Here is a 24,239-nt window from a genome sequence, read left to right on the forward strand (position 1 = left end):
GACACCCTGGTCGCCGCCGTCGCCCGCTGCGTGGACGAGGGCGCCTTCGCCCCCGCCCAGCCCCACGACGTCGCCGTCAGGCTCAACGCCCTCGCACACGGGCTGTGCAGCCTCGAACTGCGCGGCGCCCTCGGCGACACCGCCCACGCACGCCGCCACTGGGACGGCGCCTTCGGCGCGATGGTGCGGGGGATGACCGTGGATGATCAGGACACAACGGGGACCCTCGACGCAGCTTGCGATCAAGGGGGATAGCCGTTCTACACCCGTCGGCGACCGCTGGTCAGACGCCACAGCGAGGTGACTTCCGCGGCGCGGGCCGCGTGGAGGGGATCGGCGGCGTCCGTCGCCCGTGGGTGTCGCGGCCTGGTGTCGATCTTGCCGACCACGCGGAGGCCCGCCGTCCCGATCAAGGTCAGCAGCTGGTGGCGGGTCCTGAGCCCGAGGTGTTCGGCCAGGTCGGACAGGATGAGCCAGCCTTCGCCGTCCGGTTCGAGATGAGCGGCGAGTCCGTTCAGGAAGCCGCGGAGCATGGCGCTGTCAGGGTCGTAGACGCCCTGTTCGAGGGCCGAGGTGGGGTGGGCGGGGATCCAGGGCGGGTTGCACACGACGAGGTCGGCGCGGCCCTCGGGGAAGAGGGCGGGCCCTGTCACGTCGACGCGGCCGGACAGACCCAGCCGCCGGACGTTGTCGCCGGCGCAGGCCAGCGCGCGCGGACTGATGTCGGTGGCCGTGATGCGGTCGAACCCCCGGTGCGCCAGGACGGCGGCGAGCACCCCGGTCCCCGTGCCGAGGTCGAACGCGGTACGGCCGGCGCGGCGGAGCGGCGCCTGGGCGACCAGGTCGACGTACTCTCCTCTGACGGGGGAGAAGACGCCGTAGTGGGGATGGATGCGAGCGCCGAGGGCGGGCACCTCGACGCCCTTGAGGCGCCATTGGTGCGCCCCGACCACCCCCAGCAGCTCTTTGAGCGAGACCGCCGTCGGCGCGTGCGCCGGGCCGTACGCCTCGGTGCACGCCTGACGCACATCCGGAGCCCTGCGCAGGTCCAGGGCGTGGCCGTCGTCCAGAAGGACGAGAAGCCGGCCCAGGACCCGGGCACGGTGACCGCGGGCCTGGCGGTGAAGGTGGAAGGACTCGCGGGCGTCGCTTCCCGGCCGGGAAGGGTCGCGGTCGACGCGGCGGCTCATCGCCCGCAGGAGCTGACACGCGTTGGGGAAGTCGCCCCGCCACAGCAGTGCGGTGCCCTCGCGGGCGAGGCGGTGGGCGGTGCCGGCTCTCATGCGGTCGTCCGCGACGATGACCCGCGCGGGCGGCGGGGCGGCGCTCTCGGAATGCCAGCGGGCGGATCGGGCGGTGCGGGCTTCGGTCCAGTGGATCGTGGACACCACGTACTCCTCGTGGTCGAACGTGCGGGGTGGGCACGAAGAGCACTTCGACGAGGAGTAGCGGAGAATCGCCCGTGCTGCCGCACGGACGTCGGTGACGGAGCTGGAAGGGCTACCGCTCCCGCGTCGAAGCGTGAGAGGAGGCGTCGCCGAGAACCATGCCTAGCGTCACGATCAGCCTTTCGGAGAGGTGGCACCCGAGGCTCGCACAGCGCTCCGCCCACAGGCAAATCCGTTGTCCTCGACGCTACAGCCGCCCAGCCGGCTGACAGCCGTCTTTTTGACGGTGGCTGCCGCTAGCGTTGCCGACACGATGGACGACGGCAACGGCATCACCACGGACGCTCGGGACGACTCATGAGTGACACGTGCGATGAGTTTCACCGCCCGCCCCGGTCCACCCTCACGAGCATTCGACAAGGAGCGATCCCATGACCGAGTCCGTCACCCGCACGCTTGAGGTGCCCGGCGCCGTTCTCCACTACGACGTACGCCAGGCCGAGGGCGGCACCGCGCCGGCCCTGCTGATGATCGGAACCCCGATGGACGCCACCGGGTTCAACGGCCTGACCGGCCACTTCCAGGACCGTACGGTGGTGACCTACGACCCGCGCGGCATCGGGCGCAGCCCGCGCACCGACGGCGCCACCGAGTCGACGCCCGAGCTGCACGCCGAGGACCTGCACCGGCTGATCGACGCGCTGGGCGCCGGGCCGGTGGACATCTTCGCCAGCAGCGGCGGCGCCGTCAACGGGCTGGCGCTGGTGGCCCGGCACCCGGAGCAGGTGCGCACGCTGGTGGCGCACGAGCCTCCGGCCGCGCAGGCCCTGCCGGACCGGGAGCAGGCGCTGGCCGCGGTGGCGGACCTGCGCCGGACGTACGAGCGGGACGGCTTCGGGCCGGCGATGGTGAAGTTCATCGCGCTGACCGGGCTGCGCGGCGAGATCCCGGCCGACTTCGCCGAGCGGCCGGTCCCGAGCCCGGCCGAGTTCGGGCTGCCGGCGGAGGACGACGGTTCCCGTGGCGACCCGCTGTTCGCGCAGAACCTCGTGGCCTGCACGCACTACGAGCACGACTTCGAGGCGCTGCGCGCGGCCCCGACCCGCATCGTCATCGGGGTGGGGGCCGAGTCGGAGGGCGAGCTGGCGCACCGCGCGGGCCTCGCCGTCGCCGAGCGGCTGGGCACGAAGCCGGTGACGTTCCCGGGCCACCACGGCGGCTTCCTCGACGGCACGATGGGCATGAAGGGCGACCCGGACGGCTTCGCCGCCACCTTGCGCGAGGTCCTCGCCGCGTAGGCGCACGCTGAAACGCCGACTTGCGCGGCACGCCGGCCTCGCCGGACGACGGTCCTTTCGAGGACCCCGGACGGCGCCGCCCGTCCTGCACGGGAGGGACGAGGACGAAGCACCGGTCGAGGCCGTCAGCGGCCACCGGCGAGGCGCTCGGCGACGACGTGGAGCAGGGCCGCCACCCGGCGGTACGGGTCCGTGGCGCCGGCACGTTCCTCGCAGGCGAGCAGCGCGCCGAGCTCCGCCTCGCCGGGGATCTCGGCGTCCTCCGGCGCGACGTCGGTGAAGACCCGCACGCCGTACCAGGCGCGCACCTCCAGCCCCCGGCCGGCGAGCGAGGCCGTCAGCGCGTCGAGCCTGTCCGCGCGGGCCGTCACACCGAGCCGGTTCCGGTACGCCGGCTCGTCGAACGCGTGTCCGGCCGTCGTCCAGTCGCCGAGCAGGCCCGGCCGCATCGCCAGGGCGTCACCGTTGCGCACCAGCAGCGACACGACCCCGCCCGGGGCGGCCAGCCGCGCCAGGTCGTCCAGCAGCGGCTCGGGGTCGTCGAAGTACATCAGGACGCCGTGGCACAGCACCGCGTCGAAGCTCCCGGGCTCGAACAGCGCGGCCATGTCCCGCGCGTCGCCGCGGACCGTCCGGACCCGCTCCCGCACCTGCGCAGGCTCGTCCGCCAGGGCGCGCTCCAGATCGCCCAGGAGCGCCGCCGAGGAGTCCAGCCCCGTCATGGCGTGCCCGCGCCGCGCCAGCCGCAGGAGCTGTGTGCCCTGGCCGCACCCCACGTCCAGGACCCGCCGAGGCGCCGCGTCCGGAAGGTGCGCGGCGAGCTGCCGGGTCACCAGCTCCTGGCGGACCACCTGGCGCAGTGTCCCCAGCCGGGCCCGCCACCGCTCCTCGCCCACCGCGAACCCGGACTCCGTCACATCCGCCTCCTGCCACGCGCGCCGCTCCGGTGGGCCGCCGCCACCGGGACGCCCACTCTCTCAGAGGGTCATGCCGCCGTCGATCGACCAGATCTGGCCGTTGATCCACTCGGCGTCGTCGGAGAACAGGAAGGCCACCGCGGCGGCCAGGTCGGCGGGCTCGCCCAGGCGCGTGCTGCGGACGATCTGCAGCGCCTGGGCCTGCAACTGCTGGTCGTTCTGCCGCTTCTGGGTCTCGCCCATGACCAGGCCGGGGGAGACGCAGTTGGCGCGGATGCCCTCCTTGCCCCAGCGGGAGGCGATGTGGCGGGTCAGCGCGACCGCGCCGGCCTTGGAGTTGCTGTACGCGGGCCGGTTGGGCAGCGTGCCGGACGCCGCGCCGGAGGCGGTGTTGACGATGACGCCGCCGCCCTGGGCGAGCAGGTGCGGCATGACGGCGCGGCAGGTGCGGGCGTAGCCCAGCAGGTTCACCTCGAACGTGCGCCGCCACACGTCCAGGTCGATGGTCAGCAGGTCGCTGTCCCGGCCGAGCGTGGTCGCGGACAGGTCGGCGCCCACGTTGTACAGCCCGTCCACGCCGCCGAACTCGGCGATCGCGGCGCCGGCCAGGGCCTCCACGGAGGCTTCGTCGGCGAGGTCGAACTCCACGGCGATCGCGGTGCCGCCGGCCTGGGCGATGCGCCCGGCCGTGGCCCGCGCCCCGTCCAGGTTGACGTCGCCGACGGTGACCCGGGCGCCCTCGGCGGCCAGCCGCTCGGCCGAGGCGGCGCCGATCCCCGTGGCGCCTCCGGCGACGATGATCCTCTTGCCCTGCAGGCCCCTCATGGTCATCTCTCTTCCACTGGTGAACTCGTACCCAAATGTGAAACTGAGTGTCACTGTAGCCGCTCAGTTTCATCATTGTGTAGGGGGTCCAGAGGAGGGGATAGGATCGCCGCGTGAACGGACCAGCGCGCACCAGCACCAGGGACATCGCCCGCGCCGCCGTCCAGGCCGAGCTGGCCCAGGTGGCCTTCGAGCTGTTCCGCCGGGACGGGTTCGACCAGGTCACCATCAGCGACGTGGCGGCGGCGGCAGGCGTGTCGCGCAGCACGTTCCTGCGCTACTTCGGCAGCAAGGAGGAGGCCGTCCTGCTGGCCGTCGACGGCCAGGGCGAGCAGGTCGCCGGCGCCCTGCGCGCCCGGCCCGCCGGCGAGGACGACTGGACGGCGCTGCGACGCGCGCTGGACCCTCTCATCGAGCACTACCGCGCGGAGCCGGCCGGCGCCCTCGCGCTGACCCGGCTCATCCTGGAGACGCCCGCTCTGAGAAGCCGGCTGCTGGAGAAGCAGGCCGGTTGGGGCCCCGCCCTGGCCCGCACCCTCACCGAGCGGGCCGGGCTGCCCCAGCCCCCGGCGCTGAGATCGCTGGTACGGGCCGCCGCCGCCGTGAACTGCCTGACCATCGCCGTCGACCGGTGGACCGGGTCCGGCGGCCGGCTCGACCTGGCCGACCTGCTCGACGAGGCCTTCGCCGCGTTCACCACCCGCTGAGCGGCCGAGGCGGCCGCGCCGCGCGGCCCTGGTGACGCGCGGCCCTTAGTGACGCGCGGCCGGGGCGGGGGACTCGGCGTGGGCGGCCGCGTGCCTGGCCTGGCGCGAGGGCAGGGCCAGGGTGACGACGGCGGCCACGAGCGCGGCCCCGCAGCCGATGAGCATGCCGGTGCGGAAACCCGCCTCCGACGGCAGCGTGTGGGTGCCGAACCGGGTGGTCATCTGGGCCAGGACGAGCCCGACCACCGCGGCGGACACGGTGGTGCCGATGGAGCGCATCAGGGTGTTGAAGCTGTTGGCGGCGGCGGTCTCGGAGCGGGGGACGGCCCCCATGATGAGGGCGGGCATCGCGCCGTAGGCGAAGCCGACGCCGATGGTGCAGATGCAGGAGACGATCAGCAGGCCCCAGGTGGACCCCATCAGGACCATCGAGGAGCCGTAACCGACGGCCATGATGAGGCTGCCGACGATCAGCGTGATCTTGGGACTGCGGGCCGCCGACAGGCGCGCGCCGACGGGGGAGACCAGCATCATCATCAGGCCGGAGGGCGCCATCCACAGGCCGGCGGCCAGCATCGACTGACCCAGGCCGTAGCCGGTGGCCGCGGGCAGCTGCAGGATCTGCATGACGATCAGCGACTGGGCGTACATGGAGAAGCCGACCACGATCGAGGCCAGGTTGGTCAGCAGCACCTGGGGCCGGGCGGTGACGCGCAGGTCCACCAGCGGGTCACCGCTGCGCAGCTCCCACCAGCCCCACACGAGCAGGACGACCACCGCCGCGCCCAGCATGCCGAGGGTGGTGCCGCTCGTCCAGCCCCAGTCGGCGCCCTTGGAGACGCCCAGCAGCAGGCACACCAGTCCTGTGCCCAGGCCGAGCGCGCCGGCGACGTCCAGCCGTCCCGAGGTACGGGCAGGCGTGGCGGGAACCAGCAGCCAGATCAGCGCCGCCACCAGGACACTCAGCGCGGCCGTGCTCCAGAACAGCACCCGCCAGCTCGCGTACTCGGCGACCGCGGCGGCGATCGGCAGGCCGAGCGCGCCACCGATGCCCATGGACGAGCTCATCAGCGCGATCGAGGGACCCAGCCGGTCGGGCGGCAGCAGGTCGCGCAGGGCGCTGATGCCCAGCGGGATCATGCCCATGCCCATCCCCTGCAGCCCCCGTCCGATGATCATGGGGGTCAGGGACCCGGCCAGCGCGCACACCACGCAGCCCAGGATGAGCGGGATCGAGCAGATGAGCATCATGCGGCGCTTGCCGTACAGGTCGCCGAGCCGTCCCATCACCGGGGTGGTGACGGCTCCGGCCAGCAGCGTGACCGTGATCACCCAGGACGCGTTCGACGCGGAGGTGCTCAGGATGGCCGGAAGCTGCCCGATCAGCGGGACCACCAGGGTCTGGGTGAGCGAGGCGACGATGCCGGCCACCGCCATGACGGTGACGATGCCGTTGGGCCGGCCGACGGATCTGGGGTCGTCCACGCGGGTCCCCTTTTCTTTTCTCGACAGTGGAGGAGATGTGCACTCTACACATAGTGTGTTACATGCAAGCGATGTGGGGGTTGCACATCCATCCTGCGAGAAAGCGGACGCGCGGCCATGGGAGAAGGACCGGCATGGACAAGCCCACGGACCTCATCGAGTACGAGACGATGCTGCTCGGCCGGCACCGTCACCTCGATCGCAGCGCGTACATCCTGCTCAGCCGCATCCGGACGGCGGGACCGATGTCGATCGGGCAGCTCAGCGAGGCGTTCGGCCTGGACGTCTCCACCCTGAACCGGCACACCTCGGCCCTGCTGCGCGCCGGGCTGGCGGAGCGCGTCCCCGACCCGGACGGCGGCATCGCCCGCAAGTTCCGCCTCACGCGGGCGGGGGAGCGCTACCTGGAGGAGGAGCGCGCCAAGCACATCAGCGGCCTGGAGAGAGTCCTGGCGGGCTGGACGGCTGAGGAGGTCGCCGCGTTCGCCGCCTGCCTGAGGCGGTTCAACGCCGACGTGGAGCGCCTCGGCGGGCGGGTGTGCGGGCGGCCGGTGGCGCGGTGAAAGATCAGGCCTGAAGTGCTGAGGTGTCCGCCGTGTTCTTGCCGGGGAGGCTGAAGACTGCGCAGGCTCGGCCGGGGTAGGTATTGACGCTGGACTGCTCGCCGAAGGTCAGGGTCGGGTTGACTTCGTGGTGGCCGCCGGCTGCGTCGAGCGCGGTCGGAACTCTTCGCGGAGGACTGTTGCCGGGCGTCCACGAGTGTCCGCGGCGATCATCCGCTGGGCTGCCATCGCCGGTATGGCCCGTCGCCTTACTCGCGGCGGACCCGCCCAACGGCAGGCCCGTCACATCTGCGACCGACAGAGACGATCACCATCTCAGGCGCCTGGAGGTGATCCGTCGCGGAACGCTCAGTGTGAATCGGCCGTCTAATCGATCATGGATCTGCGGCATCTGAAACGCTCGCCCGCTCTGCTGTGCGCTCTGGCGGCGCCGTTGCTGTTCGCCGGAGTGACCCTGATCGCGCTCCAGTCGGCCGCCCGGGCGGGGCTCAACCCCGGGCACGAAGGCTGGAACGACCTGCTGCCAGGCCGGCTGGACGGGGCGATCGAATCGGCGAGGGGATGGGTGGGCGCCATCGCCCTCATCCTCGCCGCCGAGGCGGCCGTGCTCGCCGAACTGGGGGGCCGGCTGAATCGCCGATCCACCGCCGGCGGCCTCGTGCTGTGCACGGCCGCCGGCATGGTCTACCTGATGAGTCTCGCCCTGGCCGTACTGAGCACTTATGGGATCGTGCTTTATCCTTCTGGCGATACCGATCTCGGGCCGCTTTTCCCGGGTTGGTACTTTCCTGCACTGATCGTCATCGCCATCATGACCCTCACCGGGCTGACCGTCTGGCTGTCCGCCGCGGTCAGGGAGGCCTCAGCCTCCTGATGGTCGACGCTGCTCCCACGGTGGCCGCATACGTGGGCATGCCTTCGCCACGGCACTCCACCGCGGTCGCTGTCCTGGCGCCATCGGCATGCCGCCATAAGACGACCTCTATGATCAGTTCGTCCTGATCGTTGAGATGCGGAGAGGTGTCACCCTCATGCGCCGCGCCATGGTCCTTCTGGGTGGCGTCGCCCTCGCCGTCGGTGCGTTCGTCCTCTTCTACCCGGGTCCGGGACAACCGTTCATCCGCGGTTACGTGAGTGACGTCGTCGCCACCATGCTGGTCTACGCGTTCTTGGGCCTGCTGTGGCGCACCACCGCCGCACGCCGCGCCCTGGCCACGGCCGCGATCGCCGTCGCCGTCGAGTTCTACCAGATGGTCGGCGTGACCCCGCCGGGCATCGGCGGTGTCCTGGTCGGCGCGTTCCCCGACCCATGGGACCTGCTCGCCTACGCCATCGGCGTGGTCGCGGCCCTGGCCTGGGAACGCCGATGGGTCCGATCCGGTGATCAGACCGGCTGACTCCCGGACGCCACCCCACGGCACGCTCACGGTACGGATGTATGAGCGCCCATCGGCCATGACCTCGCCACGTGCCATCGATGAACAGCAGGTCGGGTGAGTAACCCTCGTAACGAAAGCCGTGGCGTTGGACCAGTTTGATGGACGCCTGGTTGTCGGGCCGGATCTGCGCTTCCAGCCGATGCAACCGCAATTCTTCGAACGCATGGCGCAGCACCAGGCCAAGGCCTTCTGACATGTAGCCCTGACCGGCATAGGGCGCGAAGCGGGCGTAGCCCAGCGAGCCGCTCTGAAAGCGTCCACGAATGATGCTGTTGATATTGACATTGCCTGCTATGGCACCCGTGTCGCGCAGACAGACCAGCAATCCTTCGGCAGAACGCCCCTCATCGAATCGGCTCAGGAACGCCTGGAACGCCTAATCGCGCTGTTCTCCATCACGGTTGGGACGCTATCGCGCGACGGCGCCTCGGCCGGAGTCAGCACGATCCGCTGGTGAACAGCCCGTCACCATTGAGGAGGTCGCCGCGTTCGCCGCCTGCCTGAGGCGGTTCAACGCCGACGTGGAGCGCCTCGGCGGGCGGGTGTGCGGGCATCGGTGGGGCGGTGAAAGATCAGGCGTGAAGTGCTACTGTGTCGGCCATCGATGTCGGATACGGATGAGGGAGGTGAGGTTTGATGACCGCGGTGAAGACCGCTGCCCCGTGCAGCACCCGGACCATCCTCACGTCCCGGGCCCCGGTCTGACACATTTCCGCCTCCTGCCATGAGCCGTACGGCTCGTGGGACGGGTGACGCCTGAGTCCTGCCGGGGTCTCTTCCCGCAAGGTGTCTCACGTTGAATTCTTCCTGCATCGATTCCTCCGTTCCCGGCGGTGTGGACCTGTCCCGGTACGGCTGGACGCCGGCACTCGACGACGCGTTCGCCGGCCACCGCGCAGCCGGCCTGCTGCCCGCCCGGATCATGCGCGTGCATCGCGGCTCGTGTGACGCGATCACCGAGCACGGCCCGATCCGGGCCGCCCTGCCGGCGCGGCAGGCCACCGATCCCCTGGCCGCGCCGTGCACCGGCGACTGGGGGGCGCTGCGCCCTGGTCGCGATCCCGAACTGGCGGCCCTGCTCCCGCGGCGCGGCGCGATCGTGCGCTCGTCGGCGTCACGTACCTCCCATGGGCAGGTGCTGGCCGCCAACGTCGACACCGTCGTCGTCGCGGTCTCCCTGGCCGCCCCTTCGAACGCCGCACGCCTGGAGCGCTTCCTCGCCCTCGCCTGGGCGAGCGGCGCACAGCCGGTGATCGCCCTGACCAAGGCCGATCTGGCGGCCGACGCCTCCACGGCGCACGACGAGGTCAACGCGCTCGCGCCCGGCGTCGCGATCGTGCTCACCAGCGCGGCCACCGGGCACAACGTCGACGTCCTGGCAGCGCTGCTGGGCGACGGCACCACGGCTCTGCTCGGGCCCTCCGGCGCCGGCAAGTCCACGCTCGGCAACGCCCTGCTGGGCGAGGAGCTGCTGGCCACCGGCGCGGTACGGGCCCAGGACGGCAAGGGCCGCCACACCACCGTCCACCGCGAGCTGGTCCCCCTGCCCACCGGCGGTGTGCTCATCGACACCCCGGGTCTGCGCGCGATCAGTCTCCATGACGCCGCCGACGGCCTGGAGCAGGTCTTCGCCGAGATCGAACGGCTCGCCGAGCTGTGCCGCTTCGGCGACTGCGCCCACGACAGGGAGCCCGGCTGCGCGGTCCAGGCCGCCATCCACGCGGGTGACCTGACCGAGCGCCGCCTGGACAGCTACCGCAAACTCCGACGCGAGACCGCCTGGCAGGCCTCACGCACCGATGCCCGGCTGCGCGACGAGCGCGTCAACCGGCAGAAAACCATCACCAGCCATCTCCGCGCCACCTACCGGTTCCGGGACCGGCAGCTGTGAACACGAACAGCAGCCCGGACCCGGGCCACTCCTCGACCGGCCACCTCGCCACCACCACAGAAACGGACTCCCGCATCATCATGACCACCCCGTGGATCACCCGACCCGAGACCGACGCGGACCGTGACCAGATCCGGGAGGTCAACCTCGCCGCCTTCCCCACCTCCCACGAGGCCGACCTGGTCGACGAGCTGCGCGCCGACCCGGCGGCCTGGCTGCCCGGCCTGTCATGGATCGCGCAGGAGCCCGACGGCGCCATCGCCGGGTTCGCGCTGCTCACGCGCTGCCAGGTGGACGGCGTCCCCGCCCTCACCCTGGGCCCGTGCGCCGTGCGGCCCGAACATCAGCGTCGCGGCGCCGGCTCGGCGGTCATCCGCGCCGCCCTGGATGCCGCCCGGCAGGGTGACGAGAACCTGGTCCTCGTGCTCGGCCACGCCGAGTACTACCCGCGCTTCGGTTTCGTCCCGGCCTCGCGCCACGCCATCCGGCCGCCCTTCGACGTCGAGGACAAGTACATGATGGCGCTCGTCTTCGACCCCACCCGCCCCGTGCCGGCCGGCACCATCAGCTACCCGGCCGCGTTCGGCGTCTGATTCCCGCCGTGCGGCGGGCGCCTGGCATCGACGTCGACAGCCAGGCGCCCGCCCCAACCGGATGCGGAGGCATCGGCTCAGCTCCTGGCGAGGGCTTCGCGGCGGATCCACTGGAGCAGGGCGGGGTCGTCGGCGGTGGTGATGACGCCGACGGTGGTGCGGAGGTATCGGTCGTCGTCCAGCAGGGTCGGCATGCTCGCCGCCTGGTCCGTGTCGGTCAAGGCGTTCCTGTCGGCCACGGTGTCCCGGATCTCGATCGACGTGCTGCGCTCGGCGCGCGTCCGGCGGGAGGAGTATGCCGGGCAGTGGTTCCCCGAGCCGCTGCTGGCCGACCCGTACGAGGACCCGGAGCGGTCGGCGGAGCTGGCCGACTCGCTCTCGATGAAGTCCCTGCTGCTGGAACGGCTCAGCCCGCTCGAGCGCGCGGTGTTCGTGCTGCGGGAGGTGTTCGGGTTCGGCGAGGTCGCTTCGGCGGTGGGTCGCTCGGAGGTGGCGTGCCGGCAGCTCGCGGTGCGGGCGCGCCGCCACATGGACACGGGACGCCCGGTTCGAGGCGGATCGCCGGGAGCGGGAACAACTCACCGAACGCTGCTTCGCCGCCTTGCGGGAAGGCGACGTGGACGGGCTGCGGAAGCTGCTCGCCGCCGCCGGCGGGTCAGGCGGCCGACCAGCCGCCGTCCACCGGGACGAGGGCGCCGTTGACGAACGAGGCGGCGTCGGAGGCGAGGAAGAGGGCGGCGTCGGCCATCTGCTCCGGCTGGGCGATCCGCTCACCCAGCGCGAGCACGGGGGCGAGGCGGGCGGCGCCGGTGGGGTCGAACGAGCCGGCGGTGGCGATGCCGGTCATGGTGGGGCCCGGGAGGATGGCGTTGCAGCGGATGCCGTCCTTGGCGTGGGCCCAGGCGACGCTGCGGGTCAGGCCGGCGACGCCGTGCTTGGAGGCGGTGTAGGCGGCGCCGGCGGCACCGCCGCGGACGGCCGCCTCTGAGGCGGTGTTGACGATCGCGCCGCGGCCCTGGCGCAGCATGTGGGGGAGGACGGCGTGGGTGACCAGGAAGGTGCCGGTCAGGTTGACGCGCAGGACCCGCTCCCACAACGCGAGGGGGATCTCGGCGGGCAGGGCCATGGTGTCCATGATCCCGGCGTTGTTGCACAGCACGTCGATGCGGCCGTAGGCGCTGACCGCGGTCTCGACGAGCGCGGTGACCGACGCCTCGTCACCGATGTCGGCGGTGGCGGCGAGCGCCGCGTCCCCGATGTCGGCGGCGGTGCGGGCGGCGCCGTCGGCGTCGATGTCGCAGACCACGACGCGGGCGCCGGCCTTGGCGAAGGTCACGGCCATCGCCCGGCCGATGCCGGAGCCCGCCCCGGTGATGAGGGCGACACGGTCGTCGAGAGTGTGGGCGGTCATGGGCGCGTCCTTTCGATCGGGGCGGGCGACGGCGGCGCGTGTCCGGCGATGTGAGCCCTAGCAACCGGACTTTGTCGTCCGGTTGCACCGTAGCCCGCACTGACGACCTGTGTCGAGGGCCACGGGGAAGCCAACCGGACAATTCAGTCCGGTTGGTACCGTAGCTGCCATGTCCCACGTACGCCGACCCAACAGAGGCCCGAGCGCCGCGGCGGAGAACCGGGCGGCGTTGATCGCGGCGGCCCGCGAGCTGTTCGCCACCGACGGGTTCGACGCGCCGCTCACCTCGATCGCGCGGGCGGCCGGCGTCGGCCAGGGCAGTCTCTACCGGCACTTCCCCGACCGTGTCAGTCTCGCGCTGGCCGTCTTCGAGGACGGCGTCAGGGAGCTGGAGGAGCTCGCCGCCCGGCCCGGCACCACGCTCGACGACATGCTGGCGCTGATGACCGAGCAGGCCATCTCCTCGATCGCGTTCATCGACATGGTCGGGGCGGTCGGCGCCGCGGCCGACCCGCGCCTGGTCCGGCTGCGCGATCGGGTGGCGGAGCTGCTGGACGGTCTGCTCGCGCAGGCGCGGGAATCGGGCCGCGTACGCGACCACGTCACCACCGAGGACCTGGTCACGGCCATCGGCATGATCGCGGCACTGCTCGCCAGGATACCGGCCGACACCCGCCGCGGGACGGCTGAGCGCGCCTGGCTGCTGTTCCGCCAGGGCATGGACCCCTGACCCGCTGGACGCCTGCTCCGCTCGTCGGACGCCGGTCCGCGGCCGGGCGCGCGGCGACGGTCAGCGCGGAGGGCTCGCCCGGGTGGCCACTCCGCGGATCATCGGCACGGTGACGGGGAGGTTCGGGCGGGGCGCGAACGTCCGGACGTCGTGGACGGTCAGGCCGGCGTGCTCGATCGTGGCCAGGCTGCGCCGGTTGAGGTGGCATCCCGCGCCGAGGCGCCTCCACAGCGGCGTGAGCAGGTCCTGGATCCGGCCGCGCGTGCCCGTGCCGCGTACGTGCTCGAAGAACACGAACCTGCCGGCCGGCTTCAGCACCCGCCGGACCTCGGCCAGCGTCCGGCCGGGGTCGTCGACCGAGCACAGCACCAGGGTGGCGACCACGGCGTCGAAGCTGGCGTCGGCGAAGGGCAGCCGCTCGCCGCGCGCGGCGAGCACCCGGACGGGGACCGCCGTCCCGGCCGGCCGCGCGCGCAGGCGACGGCGCATGGCGGCGTCGGGTTCGGCGGCCACCACCTGGCCGGCCGCGCGGTAGTGGGCGAGGTTGGCGCCGGAGCCGGCGCCGATCTCCAGGACCCGCCCGCTCAGGTCCCCGACCAGCTCCTGGCGTACGGCCCCCAGCCAGCGCCGCTCGGCGACCCGGGTGATGGCGTCGTAGCACATCGCGAAACACCGGTGCCCGCGGTCGTCCATGACCGGCTCCCTCCGTCCGCGTCCGGTTCGGCCCTGACCTCCAGCCAAGCACCCTCGCCGCACCGGCCCGAGGCGGGGTCAAGCGCGCATGTGCAACTCTTGGGTTGCACATCTGGGGCTCGATGTGCAACTCTGAAGTTGCACGCAAGGACGAGGGTGAAGGAGTCTCCTCATGAGCGAGGATCGGATCGAACGCGAAACGCTGATCGCGGCGTCCCTGGAGCGGGTCTGGTCGCTGGTGGCCCAGCCCGGGTTCTGGGTGGCCGACGAGGCGAGCCTGCCCGGCACCGTGGCACGAGAAGGAGAGTCGATGGTGGCCAGGAACGCCCAGCACGGCGACTTCCCGGTGCGCGTGGAGACGGTGCGGCCGCCGACATACCTGGCCTACCGCTGGACCAGCGCGTTCCCGGGGGAGGAGCTGAGCGAGGACAACAGCACCCTCGTGGAGTTCACTCTGACCCCGGAGGGCGACAAGACGCGGCTGCGCGTCGTCGAGAGCGGGTTCGCGACGCTGCCCGGCTCCGAGGAGCTGCGCACCCGGAACCTGAAGGACCACACCGACGGCTGGCCCCAGTGCTTCGACGCGCTCAAGGCGCGCGCCGAGCAGCCGGCCGCGTGACGGACGAACGTCACGGCGTCGCCGGGGAGGTCGACGGCGTGCTGGGCTCGTTGGCCGACCCGACGCGACGTCAGCTGCTCGACCTGCTCGCCGCGCGGGGCGAGGCCACCGCGACGACGCTCGCCGAGCGGCTGCCGGTCTCGCGGCAGGCGGTCGTCAAGCACCTCGCCGTCCTGGACGCCGCCGGGCTCGTCGACGGCCGCCGGGTCGGCCGCGAGGTGCGGTACGCGGTCCGCCCGGCGGCGCTGGACGCGACGGCGCGGTGGATGGCCGCGCTCGCGGCCGACTGGGACAGGCGACTGGCGACCATCAAGCGCGTCGCCGAAGCGGCGGAGCGCGATTCGCCCCACTAGTGTGAATCTACAATGTAAAGGGCACGGCTTGTCAACCGCGTCACGTCCGCAAATCCTTCAAGTCAGCTTGTACAAGCTGACTTGAAGGGCGACGCCTCGGCCAGCGACCTCGCCGCGGCCGAGCGGGTCCGGCCGCAGGCGGTCGCGCCCACTCTCGCGGTGCTGGAGGAACGGGGCCTGATCGAGCGCCGACCCGATCCCGGCGACGGACGGCGGCAGCTCGTCTCGCTCAGCCCGGCCGGGCGCGCGCTGTTCGAGGACAGCCGCCGGGCGGGCGAGGAATGGCTGACCCGCGCCATGCAGGAGCACTACACCGAGGCCGAACGGCAGACCCTGATCCAGGCGATCGCCCTGCTGGAACGACTCACCCTCCCCTGACGGCGCCCCCGCCGGCCCCGGCACGGCAATGCGGAACGAAAGGACCGGCCATGCCGCTCACCACCCTCGACGAACGCACCGCACTCCTCGTGGTCGACCTGCAGAACGGCGCCCTCGCCCGCCCAGCCGCGCCGCACACGGCCCACGACGTCATCGCCCGCGCCGCCGAGCTGGCCAGGGCGTTCCGAGGCCACGGCCTGCCGGTCGTGCTGACCCGCTTCACCGCGGCGCCGGACGGCTCCGACGCCACGCCCGGCCGCACCGACGAGCACACCCTCCAGCGCGTCTTCCCCCTCCTCGGCGAGACCGGCACCACCGCCGAGATCATCGTGCTGCTGGCCAGGACCCGGACCTCACCGGTCGCCGAGTGACTCCTTGAGGTAGGTCATGACGTCCATGGGCTCTTCGGCGAAGAACATCAGCTCCGAGAGGGGACGCGGCAGGAATCCCTCGTCCTCCATGCGGCGGAACTGCTCCTTCAGCCCGTCGTAGAAGCCCGCGGTGTTCAGCAGCACCACCGGCTTGTCGGTCCGCCCGTGCTTCTTCAGCTCCAGGATCTCGGTCGCCTCGTCCAGGGTCCCGGTGCCGCCCACCATGATCACCACCGCGTCGGCCTTGTCCAGCAGCAGCTTCTTGCGCTCGGCGAGGTCCTGGGCGATGACCATGTCGTCCACGCCGGGCCGCACCTTGTCGACCAGGAAATGCACCGAGACGCCCATGAGGCGCCCGCCGCAGGCGTGTACCCCGTCCGCCACGACCTTCATCAGCCCCACGTTGGAGCCGCCCCACACCAGCGTGTGGCCGCCCTGCCCGATCAGCTGCGCGAGCTCGCGGGCGGGCCGGGTGTAGGTCTCTGCGAGGTCGGCGGCGGAGAGGAAGACGCAGATGTTCATGCCACCACCGTAGGGGCCGCTCGTGGCGGACCAGGAGAGAGGCGTCAGGTCACCGTCCTTCAGGGTGAGGGCGAGCGCCCGCCATCGTCACTGCCACGACTGATCATGACGTGTAACCCTCCGGACATCCACGCGTGGCATGATCTTCGGGATCTTGAGCAACTCTGACAGGAGCATGATGAGGGCATCTGCACGCCGTGCGTTACGCGCCGTTCTCGCGGGCGGCCTGACGGCCGCCACGCTGGTCTGGCCGGCGGGCGCACAAGCGGAAGCGGTCGCGGCCGCCACCGTCTCGGTGGACTTCACCAAGCCCGTTCGCACGATCTCTCCCACCGACATCGGCGTCTCCATCACCGGGTACGGCGAGGGCTCGTACATCACCAACGACGCCAAACACCGCGAATACGTGCGCAAGCTGGGCGCAGGCCGCATGCGCATCGAGCTGCACTACCAGAAGCCGGGCGACCACAGCAGCCCCATCGTCTGCGGCGGCTACGAGTGCGCCACCAACGTCTCGGGCGACGCCTGGATCAGCGCGATCCGCGACCTGGGCGCGGAGCCGGTCGTCATCCTCCAGGTGGACGGCCGGCAGAGCGCGGAGGTGAACCGGGACGACGCGGTCGCCCTCTACCGGCACTTCGCCGCCTCCGGCAAGCCGATCCAGCGCTTCATCCTGGGCAACGAGCTCAACTGCTCCTGCACCCCGAACAAGCCGGAGATGACGGCCACGGAGTACAGCAGGCGCTTCAACCTCATCGCCGACGCGCTGCGCGCCGAGAACGCCTCCGTCGTGATCGGCGGACCCGCCACCGCCTGGGACGACTACGACTACATCCGCACGTTCCTGCAGGGCTCGGGCACGCGGGTCAGCTTCGTCGACTACCACGACTACGGCAACGGTAAGGAGGTCATCACCGACGAGGCGCTGCTCGGCGACGTGATCCGCGACTACGAGACCGACATCGAGGCCGTGCGCTCCACGGTCCGCTCCGTGCTCGGCCGCGACCTTCCGATCCAGATCGGCGAGTTCAACTCCGACTACGACGACCCGGACGGCCACCGTACGCTGACCCACTTCAACACCCTGTGGGGCGCGGCGGCCCTCGGCCAGATGCTGCACGCCGGCGCGAGCGCCTTCCAGTACGGCGACAAGAACGGCCAGCTCGGCCTGACCAGCACCAAGGGCGAGGGCGGCATCGCCCGCAGCGAGCCGCTGCCCATCTACCACGGCATCGGCATGTACACCGGCGAGGGCCTGTTCAGGCCGTTCGGCACGACCGTCGTCCAGGCGAGCGCGAACACCCCCGACCTGCACGTCTTCGCCTCCGACCACGCCAAGAACGTCGTCCTGGTCAACGTGGGCGCCCAGCCGCTGGAGACGGCACTCACCCTCACCGGGGCGGCGAACGGCACCGCCGCGGTCTGGCAGAGCACCTCCGACGCCTGGACCCCGCACCGGACCGGCACCGCGACGATCTCCGGCGGCAAGGCCACGGTGTCGTTGCCGGCCGGGTCGGCCACCACCCTGGTCATCGGCGAGCAGGGCCTGTCGGCGACGTACTTCGACAACGCCGACCTGACCGGCGCGAGCGTCACCCGCGTCGACCCCACCGTGAACTTCGACTGGGGCTCGGCCTCCCCGGACCCCGCCATCGGCGCCGACACCTTCAGCGCCCGCTGGAGCGGCAAGGTCGTCGCCGACAAGGCGGAGACGTACACGTTCATCACGACCAGCGATGACGGCGTGCGGCTGTGGGTGGACGGGCGGCTGCTCATCGACGCCTGGACCGACCACTCCAAGCGCGAGGACACCGCCGCGGTCGCGCTGAGCGCCGGCTCGCACGACATCAGGATGGAGTTCTACGACGGCGGCTACGACGCCATCGCGGAGCTGCGCTGGACGAGCCCCAGCATCCCGCGTGAGATCATCCCGGCGAACAAGCTCCTGACCGGCTGAGCCGGCGGGACCTTCACCGGGAGCCGGCGAGGGCGGCCAGGGGCGGCGACGCCTCTGGCCGCCCTACGGCCGGACCTGGGCCGGCACCGTCGGCTGCGGCAGCACTTTGCTCCAGCACGGCGCGGTGAAGCGCGAGCGGGGCCACCATACGGACCGAATAGCCGGGGCCGCGGCGGATGTTCCGTCCTGAGACGAGGGCCAGGCGGACGACCTCGTCCCCAGCGATACGCAGGAGATCGGCGGTCGTCCGGGCACCTCGAGGACCACGTCCGCCCGTGGGGCGAGCGCGTCGTCCAGCTTGCCGGGGCGGACCAGGGGCGTGTCGAGCGGGCCGGGCAGGTTGCGCGCGTCGGCGGCGTCGAGGACGCGCCGGATGGTCTTGGGGGCGACCCGGTGCTGCCGGGCCAGGGCCTTGACGGCGGCGCCTGGCGGTAGGCCGCCACGATGGCGGTCGCCGGCCAGCTCCCGATCTTGTGACACGGCTCCGCGACGTTACCCGGGGGCGACCACGCGCGGGGAGGGGACGGGGCCGGTCAGCGCGGGATGGTGTCGCGGTGGGCGGCCAGCCACGTGTCGAACGACTGCAGCCTCGGGTTGAGCTCGCGCAGCAGCTCGAAGTCGATGAGCTCGGCGATGTCCGGGGCGGCCGCGATCAGGTACTGGAGCATGTTGCCGACCTCGCCCGCGCCCGGGAACCCCGCGCCCCGGATCATGTCGGGGCTGACCGCCTGGTAGGTGACGGGCTCGCCGAGCGCCAGGCTCAGCGCGGCGGCGTACTGCGCGCCGGTGAGCACGGACCCGGCGACGCTCACCCGCCTGCCGGCCATCCCGACCCCGCGGCGGAAGATCCCCAGCGCGGTCCTGCCGACGTCGTCCGCAGCATGCGCGGCCACCCGTGCCTCGCCGAACCCGAGCGGCAGCACCAGCGCGCCCGTCTCGTCACGCCGGGGTGCGAACATGTCCCGGAACGCCTCGTAGTAGACGTTCGCCTGCAGGAAGGTGGTGGGCACGCCCGACTCCAGGAAGAACCGGTCGGCCTCGGCCTTCCCGTCGGCGTGCGGCACCTTATACGAGCCCTCGAAGCTCGGCGTCCCGTCGCCCGGCCGGAAGTAGCCGCGGGTGTCGGACAGCGTGGACCAGACGAAATGCCGTACGCCGGCCTCCTGCCCCGTGCGCGCCGCGTTGCCGGCCTGCTCCCGCTCCTTGGTGGTCGCGGGCCGCGTCCGCTCCTCCTCGGGCGTGCGAGGCTCCCAGAAGTTCGTCACCACGAAGGCGCCGTGGGCGCCGTCGAACGCCTTGCGCAGGCTGCCCGCGTCGTCGAGATCGGCTCCGACGACCTCGGCCCCGAGCGCGGCCAGCTCCCTGGCCCGCGCCGAACCCGGGTCCCGGGTCAGGGCTCGTGCGGCGAACCGCCCACTGCGGTCGTCGAGGATCGCGCGAACCAGCCCGCCCCCTTGCGCTCCGGTCGCGCCCACCACTGCGATGATCTGCTGCTCGCTCACGGAGACAACCCCCACGTATTCAGGTTGATGTATCAACCCGCTCACCATACAGTGTCAGGTTGATACGTCAAGCAACGGGTAGAGTGGGCGTCATGGGATGGGAACAGGAGCTCGGCGAGGCCGACCGGATGTGGCGCACATACATCGAAATGGCCAAGCACCTCAACTCGCACCTGCAGCAGCACCTGCAGCGCGAGTGCGACCTGTCCGCGGCCGACTTCGAGGTCCTGGTCCGGCTCACGGAGTCCGAGCGGCGGGAGATGCCCATCGCGGAGGTGGCCGCCGCGACCCAGTGGGAGAAGAGCCGCCTGTCCCACCAGCTCACCCGGATGGCACAACGCGGGCTGGTCGAGCGAGTGGACTCCGACGACCGTCGCTACCCCGACGTGCGGCTCACCGACAAGGGCTACGCGGCGATCAACAAGGCCGTCCCCGAGCACACCGAGATGGTTCACGCCCTGTTCGTCGACGTGCTGGGGCCCGAGCGGCTGGCCGGCTTCGCGCAGGCCTGCGCCGACGTGCTTCGCGCACTCGACGAGCACCGGGAGCGGGACTGCTCGTTGTGATCATGCTCCCGCGCCGCGGAAAGCACCCCTAGGGTGTGGCGAAAAGCGAAGATCATTCGTGCCCCGATTGCCCCTGCTCCCCTGGGTGGCCGCGTTGGCCGCCGCCGCGTATCCGACCTGCGACGTTCAGCCGGCCGAGTACGGGGCCTACTACGTCCGCGGCTGCGTGGGGCTGTTCGGCGGATACGGCTTCGGCCTCGCCGAGCTGGCCTCGCCCCACGGCCTCAGTCCCGATGGCGTCGTATCCGAGCTTGTGGGCGGCATCCGCGACGATGATCTACCGGCTCAGCTGGTGAGACGCAGACCGTACCACTTGGCCTGGCGCGTGCCTTGGGTGTATTCAAAGACGTGCAACTGGTGCAAAAAGCGGGGGACCGTGAACCGACGTAGGCGGGGCTCCCGGGAGGGTCAGAACACCGGGCTGGTCGGGCGGGAACCGGAGCGCGCTCTCCTCGATCAGACGATCGCGGCCGTCCGCATGGGCGAGAGCCGCGTGCTCGTCGTGCACGGCGCGCCGGGAGTCGGGAAGACAACGCTGCTGGAGTACGCGGCGAACTCGGCGACGGGCATGCGGGTGCTGCGTGCGGCCGGCGTCGAGTCCGAGATGGAACTGGCTTTCGCCACCCTGCACCAGTTGTGCGCACCGCTGCTGGATCAGCTGGAGAACCTTCCCGCACCGCAGCGCGACGCCCTCGAGACGGTCTTCGGGATACGAGGGGGAGTGCCGCCCGAACGCTTTCTGGTCGCGCTGACCGTACTGAGCCTGCTGTCTGACGCCTCGGAGAAGGGTCCCCTGCTCTGCGTGGTCGACGACGCGCAGTGGATGGACCGGGCCTCGGCGCAGGTTCTCGGCTTCGTCGCCCGGCGGCTCCTCGCGGAGTCGGTCGCCCTCGTCTTCGGCTCTCGCGAACAGACCCAGGACCTGCTCGGACTGCCGGAGCTCGAGGTCACCGGCCTGACGGCGGAAGACGCGCACGCCGTGCTGACCTCGGTGACGCACGTCCAGATCGATCAACACGTTCGCGACCGGTTCGTGGCCGAGACCAGGGGAAATCCGCTGGCCCTGCTGGAGCTGCCGCGTGATATGGCGGTGACCCGGACGGCGGGCGGGTACGGCCTCCTTGACGCCGACACGCTGCCCGGCAGGATCGAGCAGAGCTTCCTGGCCAGGATCGAGGGCCTGCCCGCGCAGACCCGGCTGCTCTTGCTGGTCGCCGCGGCCGAGCCGGTCGGTGACCCCTCGCTGGTGTGGCGTGCCGCCGAACGGCTCGGCGTCACTCCCGCGACGGTCCTGGCGGGCGGGACGGACGGGCTGCTGGAGTTCGGCGTGCGGGTGATCTTCCGTCACCCGCTCGTGCGGTCTGCCGTGTACCGCTCGGCGGAGGAAGGGGATCGCCGGGCGGTCCACCTCGCGTTGGCGGAGGTCACCGACGCAAAGGCCGACCCGGACCGCCGTGCCTGGCATCTCGCGTCCGCGACCGCCGCGCCCGACGAGGGCGTCGCCGCCGAGCTGGAACGGTCTGCCGGCCGGGCACAGGCGCGCGGCGGGCTGGCGGCTGCGGCGGCGTTCCTGCAGCGATCCGTGGCTCTGACCATCGACACCTCGCGGCGTGCCGAGCGTGCCCTGATGGCGGCGGACGCCAGCCTCAGGGCGGGTGACATCGAGGCCGCACGCCGCTTCGCCGACATCGCCGACCGGGATGCCCAGAGCGAGTTCCAGCGCGTACGAGCGCACCTGACGCGCGGTCACATCACGTTCGCGACCGGCTTCGACAACGAGGCGCCGCTGATGCTGTTGGAAGCCGCGCGGCGGCTGCAGCCGTTCGACCTGGACCTGGCGCGGGAGACGTACCTGATCGCCTGGGGCTCCGCGTCGTTCGGCGCGGCGAACCGAGGCAGCCTCCTGGCCGTCTCCCAGGCGATCGGGGAACTCCCCGCGCCCGAGGGCAGCCCGCGGCTCCTGGACCTCGTGCTCGAGGGTTTCGCGCTGCTCATCACCGACGGCAGGAGCGCCGCGCTTCCCACATTGCGCAGGGCGCAGGCCGCGCTCACCGACTGCCCCGTCCAGGACCTCCTGAAATGGGGCTGGGCGGCCTTCGGCGTGAGCCCGCTCGTCTGGGACGACCTGGCCATGCCCGAGACCCGCGCCAGGGCACTGGACGAGGTGCGCAGATCCGGCGCCGTGTCCGACCTTCCCGTCTATCTCCACTCGCTCGGGATACCGACCGTGCTGAGCGGGGACCTCGCCGCCGCGGGCGCGCTCGTCGCGGAAGCGGAAGCCGCCGCCGATGCGACGGGCGTGCCCATGGCGCAGCACACGCAGCTCCTGCTGACGGCGATGCAGGGCAAGGAGGCCGAGGCCATGGAGCTCATCGAGGCCACGATCGAGGAGGCAGCCGCCAGCGGCCAGCTGAACGGTGCCGCCACCGCACAGTGGGCGGCCGCGATCCTCTACAACGGCCTCGCCCGCTACGGGCTCGCACTCCCGGCGGCCCATGCCGGCAGCGAGAGCGCCAACGTGATCGTCTCCCAGTGGGCGCTGCCCGAGCTCGTCGAGGCGGCGGCGCGCGCCGGGGACGACGTGGCCGCCCGAGAGGCGCTCGAAGGCTTGGCGGACGCCGCAGAACCATGCGACACGGACTGGGCGCAGGGAATCCTGGCTCGCTGCCGCGCGATGCTGACCGACGCCGACGCCGCGGACGGGCTCTACCGCGAGGCGATCGAACGGCTGGGCCGTACACTTCTCCACCCGGAACTGGCGCGCGCTCACCTGCTGTACGGCGAGTGGCTGCGCAGGGAACGGCAGCGGGCCGAGGCGCGGGTCCACCTGCGGACGGCGTACGAGATGTTCGTGTCGATCGGGATGGAGGCGTTCGCCGAGCGTGCCCGCCGCGAGCTCCTCGCTACCGGGGACAATGTCCGCGAGCGCAAGAGCTCCTCGATGAGCGGCGAGCTGACCGCGCAGGAGAAGCAGATCGCCTTGCTCGTGCGAGACGGCCTGTCCAACCCCGAAGCAGCGGCACGGCTCTTCCTGAGCCCGCGCACGGTGGAGTGGCACCTCCGCAAGATCTTCACCAAGCTCGGGATCAGCTCCAGAAAGCAGCTCGGCGACGTACTGTCAGGCGGCGAGGCGTAGCCCCGCCGCCGGGGCACTCACTGGCCCCGGTTGACCAGTGAGACACCCTGGTTCGGCCCGGGGGCCGGCTGCGCGAGTCTCGTCGCGTAGGCAGTTCGGCTGAACGCGGGAGACACGGTCGTGGGGATAGTTCATGATCAGCGGCTGGACGGCGCCGTCGCGCTCATCACCGGCGCGAGCAGCGGAATCGGCGCCGCGACCGCGTGCCGCCTCGCCCGTGAGGGCGCGGTGGTCGCTCTCGTAGCCCGCCGCCGCGACCGTCTGGACCGGGTCGCGAGCGACATCGCGATGCTGGGCGGCGAGGCCGTCGGGTTGGAGGCCGACGTCACCGAACCCGAGCGCGCCGAGGACGTGGTGCAGGACACGCTGGACCGGTTCGGACGGCTGGACATCCTGGTCAACGCCGCCGGGATCATGCTGCTCAACTCGGCGCTGCACACCACCATTGAAGAGTGGGATCGGATGATCTCGCTCAACGTGGCAGGGCTGTTGCACGTCACGCACGCCGCCGTCCCGCACCTGATCTACGCCGCGTCGACATCCCCCCGGCAGGTGGCAGACCTGGTGAACGTCGGCTCGACGGCCGGGCGGGTCGCCCGGCCGGGGAGCAGCGTCTACGGCCTGACCAAGTCCGGTGTGAACGCGTTCACCGAGTCGCTTCGCCAGGAACTGCTCGGCGAGCGCGTCCGGGTCAGCGTGGTGGAGCCGGGGGTTGTGGACACCGAGAACCACCTGAGCGACACCGTCCGGGACGCGGCCCGCCGGCGGATCGACGGAATCGAAGCGCTGCGCCCCGAGGACGTGGCGGACGCCATCCGCTACATCGTCACGCGAGACCGGCGGGTCGCGATCAACGAGTTGCTGCTCCGCGCCGGCGACCAAACCTGGTAACCGC

Annotated in this window: 27 protein-coding genes and 1 pseudogene; 18 read left to right on the forward strand and 10 right to left on the reverse strand. The window is 71.7% G+C overall.

Features of this window, described 5'->3' with window-relative positions; translation table 11 throughout:
* Positions 1-255, forward strand: a 255-nt coding sequence (locus AB0H64_RS40015; RefSeq protein WP_357635741.1) for a TetR-like C-terminal domain-containing protein, incomplete at its 5' end; no start/stop codon positions are given.
* A gap of 5 nt (positions 256-260) precedes the next feature.
* Here the strand turns inward: AB0H64_RS40015 and AB0H64_RS40020 are convergent.
* Positions 261-1,388 carry a class I SAM-dependent methyltransferase gene (locus AB0H64_RS40020; RefSeq protein WP_357635744.1) on the reverse strand — a complete coding sequence of 376 codons (1,128 nt, stop codon included), beginning with the start codon at positions 1,386-1,388 and terminating at the stop codon, positions 261-263.
* A gap of 431 nt (positions 1,389-1,819) precedes the next feature.
* Here AB0H64_RS40020 and AB0H64_RS40025 point away from each other — a divergent pair, with 431 nt between their 5' ends.
* Positions 1,820-2,686 (forward strand): alpha/beta hydrolase, encoded by an 867-nt coding sequence (locus tag AB0H64_RS40025; protein ID WP_357635746.1) that lies wholly within the window; start codon positions 1,820-1,822, stop codon positions 2,684-2,686.
* A 125-nt stretch (positions 2,687-2,811) separates the two neighbouring features.
* Here AB0H64_RS40025 and AB0H64_RS40030 read toward each other — a convergent pair whose 3' ends face one another.
* Positions 2,812-3,603: a methyltransferase domain-containing protein gene (locus tag AB0H64_RS40030; RefSeq protein ID WP_357635749.1), complete on the reverse strand. Its 792-nt coding sequence runs from the start codon at positions 3,601-3,603 to the stop codon at positions 2,812-2,814.
* A gap of 60 nt (positions 3,604-3,663) precedes the next feature.
* Entirely contained in the window at positions 3,664-4,428 is a 765-nt protein-coding gene (locus tag AB0H64_RS40035) for an SDR family oxidoreductase (protein ID WP_357635751.1), read from the reverse strand.
* A 113-nt stretch (positions 4,429-4,541) separates the two neighbouring features.
* On the opposite strand from AB0H64_RS40035, the gene AB0H64_RS40040 reads away from it, so the two are divergent.
* On the forward strand, positions 4,542-5,135 hold the full coding sequence (locus tag AB0H64_RS40040; RefSeq protein WP_357635754.1) for a TetR family transcriptional regulator: 594 nt from the start codon (positions 4,542-4,544) through the stop codon (positions 5,133-5,135).
* A gap of 45 nt (positions 5,136-5,180) precedes the next feature.
* Here AB0H64_RS40040 and AB0H64_RS40045 read toward each other — a convergent pair whose 3' ends face one another.
* A complete protein-coding gene (locus tag AB0H64_RS40045) occupies positions 5,181-6,620 on the reverse strand; it encodes an MFS transporter (RefSeq protein ID WP_357635756.1) in 1,440 nt (479 codons plus the stop codon).
* A 134-nt stretch (positions 6,621-6,754) separates the two neighbouring features.
* On the opposite strand from AB0H64_RS40045, the gene AB0H64_RS40050 reads away from it, so the two are divergent.
* From AB0H64_RS40050 to AB0H64_RS40060, 3 genes are all read left to right on the forward strand, one after another.
* Complete coding sequence (locus tag AB0H64_RS40050) at positions 6,755-7,183, forward strand: MarR family transcriptional regulator (RefSeq protein ID WP_357635758.1); 429 nt, start codon at positions 6,755-6,757, stop codon at positions 7,181-7,183.
* A 376-nt stretch (positions 7,184-7,559) separates the two neighbouring features.
* On the forward strand, positions 7,560-8,057 hold the full coding sequence (locus tag AB0H64_RS40055) for a hypothetical protein (RefSeq protein ID WP_357635761.1): 498 nt from the start codon (positions 7,560-7,562) through the stop codon (positions 8,055-8,057).
* 157 nt (positions 8,058-8,214) lie between these two features.
* A complete protein-coding gene (locus AB0H64_RS40060) occupies positions 8,215-8,580 on the forward strand; it encodes a DUF2809 domain-containing protein (RefSeq protein WP_357635763.1) in 366 nt (121 codons plus the stop codon).
* 172 nt (positions 8,581-8,752) lie between these two features.
* On the opposite strand, the pseudogene AB0H64_RS40065 reads toward AB0H64_RS40060, so the two are convergent.
* Positions 8,753-8,947 (reverse strand): annotated as a pseudogene (locus AB0H64_RS40065) (GNAT family N-acetyltransferase); the annotation flags it as partial.
* A 471-nt stretch (positions 8,948-9,418) separates the two neighbouring features.
* On the opposite strand from AB0H64_RS40065, the gene rsgA reads away from it, so the two are divergent.
* The 3 genes from rsgA to AB0H64_RS40080 all read left to right on the forward strand — a co-directional run bounded on the left by rsgA (position 9,419) and on the right by AB0H64_RS40080 (position 11,808).
* A complete protein-coding gene (gene rsgA, locus AB0H64_RS40070; RefSeq protein WP_357635766.1) occupies positions 9,419-10,513 on the forward strand; it encodes a ribosome small subunit-dependent GTPase A in 1,095 nt (364 codons plus the stop codon).
* An 80-nt stretch (positions 10,514-10,593) separates the two neighbouring features.
* Positions 10,594-11,106 carry an N-acetyltransferase gene (locus tag AB0H64_RS40075; RefSeq protein WP_357635882.1) on the forward strand — a complete coding sequence of 171 codons (513 nt, stop codon included), beginning with the start codon at positions 10,594-10,596 and terminating at the stop codon, positions 11,104-11,106.
* Between the two features lie 192 nt (positions 11,107-11,298).
* Entirely contained in the window at positions 11,299-11,808 is a 510-nt protein-coding gene (locus AB0H64_RS40080) for a sigma factor-like helix-turn-helix DNA-binding protein (RefSeq protein ID WP_357635769.1), read from the forward strand.
* Here AB0H64_RS40080 and AB0H64_RS40085 read toward each other — a convergent pair.
* On the reverse strand, positions 11,762-12,517 hold the full coding sequence (locus AB0H64_RS40085; protein WP_357635772.1) for a glucose 1-dehydrogenase: 756 nt from the start codon (positions 12,515-12,517) through the stop codon (positions 11,762-11,764). The two genes, AB0H64_RS40080 and AB0H64_RS40085, sit on opposite strands and share 47 nt — an antisense overlap.
* Before the next feature lie 169 nt (positions 12,518-12,686).
* Here AB0H64_RS40085 and AB0H64_RS40090 point away from each other — a divergent pair, with 169 nt between their 5' ends.
* Entirely contained in the window at positions 12,687-13,247 is a 561-nt protein-coding gene (locus AB0H64_RS40090; protein WP_357635774.1) for a helix-turn-helix domain-containing protein, read from the forward strand.
* 60 nt (positions 13,248-13,307) lie between these two features.
* Here AB0H64_RS40090 and AB0H64_RS40095 read toward each other — a convergent pair whose 3' ends face one another.
* Positions 13,308-13,940 (reverse strand): class I SAM-dependent methyltransferase, encoded by a 633-nt coding sequence (locus AB0H64_RS40095; RefSeq protein ID WP_357635776.1) that lies wholly within the window; start codon positions 13,938-13,940, stop codon positions 13,308-13,310.
* A gap of 172 nt (positions 13,941-14,112) precedes the next feature.
* On the opposite strand from AB0H64_RS40095, the gene AB0H64_RS40100 reads away from it, so the two are divergent.
* The 4 genes from AB0H64_RS40100 (at position 14,113) to AB0H64_RS40115 (ending at position 15,661) form a co-directional block, all read left to right on the forward strand.
* Complete coding sequence (locus AB0H64_RS40100; protein WP_357635778.1) at positions 14,113-14,559, forward strand: SRPBCC domain-containing protein; 447 nt, start codon at positions 14,113-14,115, stop codon at positions 14,557-14,559.
* Positions 14,556-14,912, forward strand: coding sequence for a metalloregulator ArsR/SmtB family transcription factor (locus AB0H64_RS40105; RefSeq protein ID WP_357635782.1), 357 nt, complete (start codon positions 14,556-14,558; stop codon positions 14,910-14,912). The genes AB0H64_RS40100 and AB0H64_RS40105 overlap by 4 nt, the downstream gene beginning before the upstream one ends.
* 81 nt (positions 14,913-14,993) lie before the next feature.
* Positions 14,994-15,290: a MarR family transcriptional regulator gene (locus tag AB0H64_RS40110; protein WP_357635785.1), complete on the forward strand. Its 297-nt coding sequence runs from the start codon at positions 14,994-14,996 to the stop codon at positions 15,288-15,290.
* 50 nt (positions 15,291-15,340) lie between these two features.
* Positions 15,341-15,661 carry an isochorismatase family protein gene (locus AB0H64_RS40115; protein ID WP_357635787.1) on the forward strand — a complete coding sequence of 107 codons (321 nt, stop codon included), beginning with the start codon at positions 15,341-15,343 and terminating at the stop codon, positions 15,659-15,661.
* On the opposite strand, the gene AB0H64_RS40120 is transcribed toward AB0H64_RS40115, so the two are convergent.
* Positions 15,644-16,183, reverse strand: coding sequence for a TIGR00730 family Rossman fold protein (locus AB0H64_RS40120; protein ID WP_357635790.1), 540 nt, complete (start codon positions 16,181-16,183; stop codon positions 15,644-15,646). The two genes, AB0H64_RS40115 and AB0H64_RS40120, sit on opposite strands and share 18 nt — an antisense overlap.
* A 175-nt stretch (positions 16,184-16,358) precedes the next feature.
* On the opposite strand from AB0H64_RS40120, the gene AB0H64_RS40125 reads away from it, so the two are divergent.
* The gene (locus tag AB0H64_RS40125) at positions 16,359-18,140 is read left to right on the forward strand and encodes a PA14 domain-containing protein (protein ID WP_357635793.1); all 1,782 of its coding nucleotides are present in this window, start codon (positions 16,359-16,361) and stop codon (positions 18,138-18,140) included.
* Positions 18,141-18,203: 63 nt separating this feature from the next.
* Here the strand turns inward: AB0H64_RS40125 and AB0H64_RS40130 are convergent, their stop codons facing one another.
* The gene (locus tag AB0H64_RS40130) at positions 18,204-18,620 is read right to left on the reverse strand and encodes a hypothetical protein (protein WP_357635796.1); all 417 of its coding nucleotides are present in this window, start codon (positions 18,618-18,620) and stop codon (positions 18,204-18,206) included.
* Between the two features lie 53 nt (positions 18,621-18,673).
* The gene (locus AB0H64_RS40135; protein WP_357635798.1) at positions 18,674-19,657 is read right to left on the reverse strand and encodes an NmrA/HSCARG family protein; all 984 of its coding nucleotides are present in this window, start codon (positions 19,655-19,657) and stop codon (positions 18,674-18,676) included.
* 77 nt (positions 19,658-19,734) lie between these two features.
* On the opposite strand from AB0H64_RS40135, the gene AB0H64_RS40140 reads away from it, so the two are divergent.
* The 3 genes from AB0H64_RS40140 (at position 19,735) to AB0H64_RS40150 (ending at position 24,235) form a co-directional block, all read left to right on the forward strand.
* A complete protein-coding gene (locus tag AB0H64_RS40140; protein ID WP_357635800.1) occupies positions 19,735-20,208 on the forward strand; it encodes a MarR family transcriptional regulator in 474 nt (157 codons plus the stop codon).
* Positions 20,209-20,584: 376 nt separating this feature from the next.
* Positions 20,585-23,344 carry an AAA family ATPase gene (locus AB0H64_RS40145; protein ID WP_357635802.1) on the forward strand — a complete coding sequence of 920 codons (2,760 nt, stop codon included), beginning with the start codon at positions 20,585-20,587 and terminating at the stop codon, positions 23,342-23,344.
* A gap of 120 nt (positions 23,345-23,464) precedes the next feature.
* Positions 23,465-24,235 carry an SDR family NAD(P)-dependent oxidoreductase gene (locus tag AB0H64_RS40150; RefSeq protein WP_357635805.1) on the forward strand — a complete coding sequence of 257 codons (771 nt, stop codon included), beginning with the start codon at positions 23,465-23,467 and terminating at the stop codon, positions 24,233-24,235.
* Positions 24,236-24,239 lie beyond the last annotated feature (4 nt).

This window comes from Nonomuraea sp. NPDC050733, assembly GCF_040654215.1.
Classification (GTDB): domain Bacteria; phylum Actinomycetota; class Actinomycetes; order Streptosporangiales; family Streptosporangiaceae; genus Nonomuraea.

Excerpts from the sequence above, each read along its gene's own strand:
- AB0H64_RS40090 (WP_357635774.1), top strand. The coding sequence starts at position 12,687 with ATGTCCCACGTACGCCGACCCAACAGAGGCCCGAGCGCCGCGGCGGAG.
- AB0H64_RS40140 (WP_357635800.1), top strand. The coding sequence starts at position 19,735 with ATGGGATGGGAACAGGAGCTCGGCGAGGCCGACCGGATGTGGCGCACA.
- AB0H64_RS40035 (WP_357635751.1), bottom strand. The coding sequence starts at position 4,428 with ATGAGGGGCCTGCAGGGCAAGAGGATCATCGTCGCCGGAGGCGCCACG.
- AB0H64_RS40050 (WP_357635758.1), top strand. The coding sequence starts at position 6,755 with ATGGACAAGCCCACGGACCTCATCGAGTACGAGACGATGCTGCTCGGC.
- AB0H64_RS40060 (WP_357635763.1), top strand. The coding sequence starts at position 8,215 with ATGCGCCGCGCCATGGTCCTTCTGGGTGGCGTCGCCCTCGCCGTCGGT.
- AB0H64_RS40080 (WP_357635769.1), top strand. The coding sequence starts at position 11,299 with ATGCTCGCCGCCTGGTCCGTGTCGGTCAAGGCGTTCCTGTCGGCCACG.
- AB0H64_RS40085 (WP_357635772.1), bottom strand. The coding sequence starts at position 12,517 with ATGACCGCCCACACTCTCGACGACCGTGTCGCCCTCATCACCGGGGCG.
- AB0H64_RS40100 (WP_357635778.1), top strand. The coding sequence starts at position 14,113 with ATGAGCGAGGATCGGATCGAACGCGAAACGCTGATCGCGGCGTCCCTG.
- AB0H64_RS40120 (WP_357635790.1), bottom strand. The coding sequence starts at position 16,183 with ATGAACATCTGCGTCTTCCTCTCCGCCGCCGACCTCGCAGAGACCTAC.
- AB0H64_RS40095 (WP_357635776.1), bottom strand. The coding sequence starts at position 13,940 with ATGGACGACCGCGGGCACCGGTGTTTCGCGATGTGCTACGACGCCATC.
- AB0H64_RS40125 (WP_357635793.1), top strand. The coding sequence starts at position 16,359 with ATGATGAGGGCATCTGCACGCCGTGCGTTACGCGCCGTTCTCGCGGGC.
- AB0H64_RS40055 (WP_357635761.1), top strand. The coding sequence starts at position 7,560 with ATGGATCTGCGGCATCTGAAACGCTCGCCCGCTCTGCTGTGCGCTCTG.
- AB0H64_RS40115 (WP_357635787.1), top strand. The coding sequence starts at position 15,341 with ATGCCGCTCACCACCCTCGACGAACGCACCGCACTCCTCGTGGTCGAC.
- AB0H64_RS40025 (WP_357635746.1), top strand. The coding sequence starts at position 1,820 with ATGACCGAGTCCGTCACCCGCACGCTTGAGGTGCCCGGCGCCGTTCTC.
- AB0H64_RS40075 (WP_357635882.1), top strand. The coding sequence starts at position 10,594 with ATGACCACCCCGTGGATCACCCGACCCGAGACCGACGCGGACCGTGAC.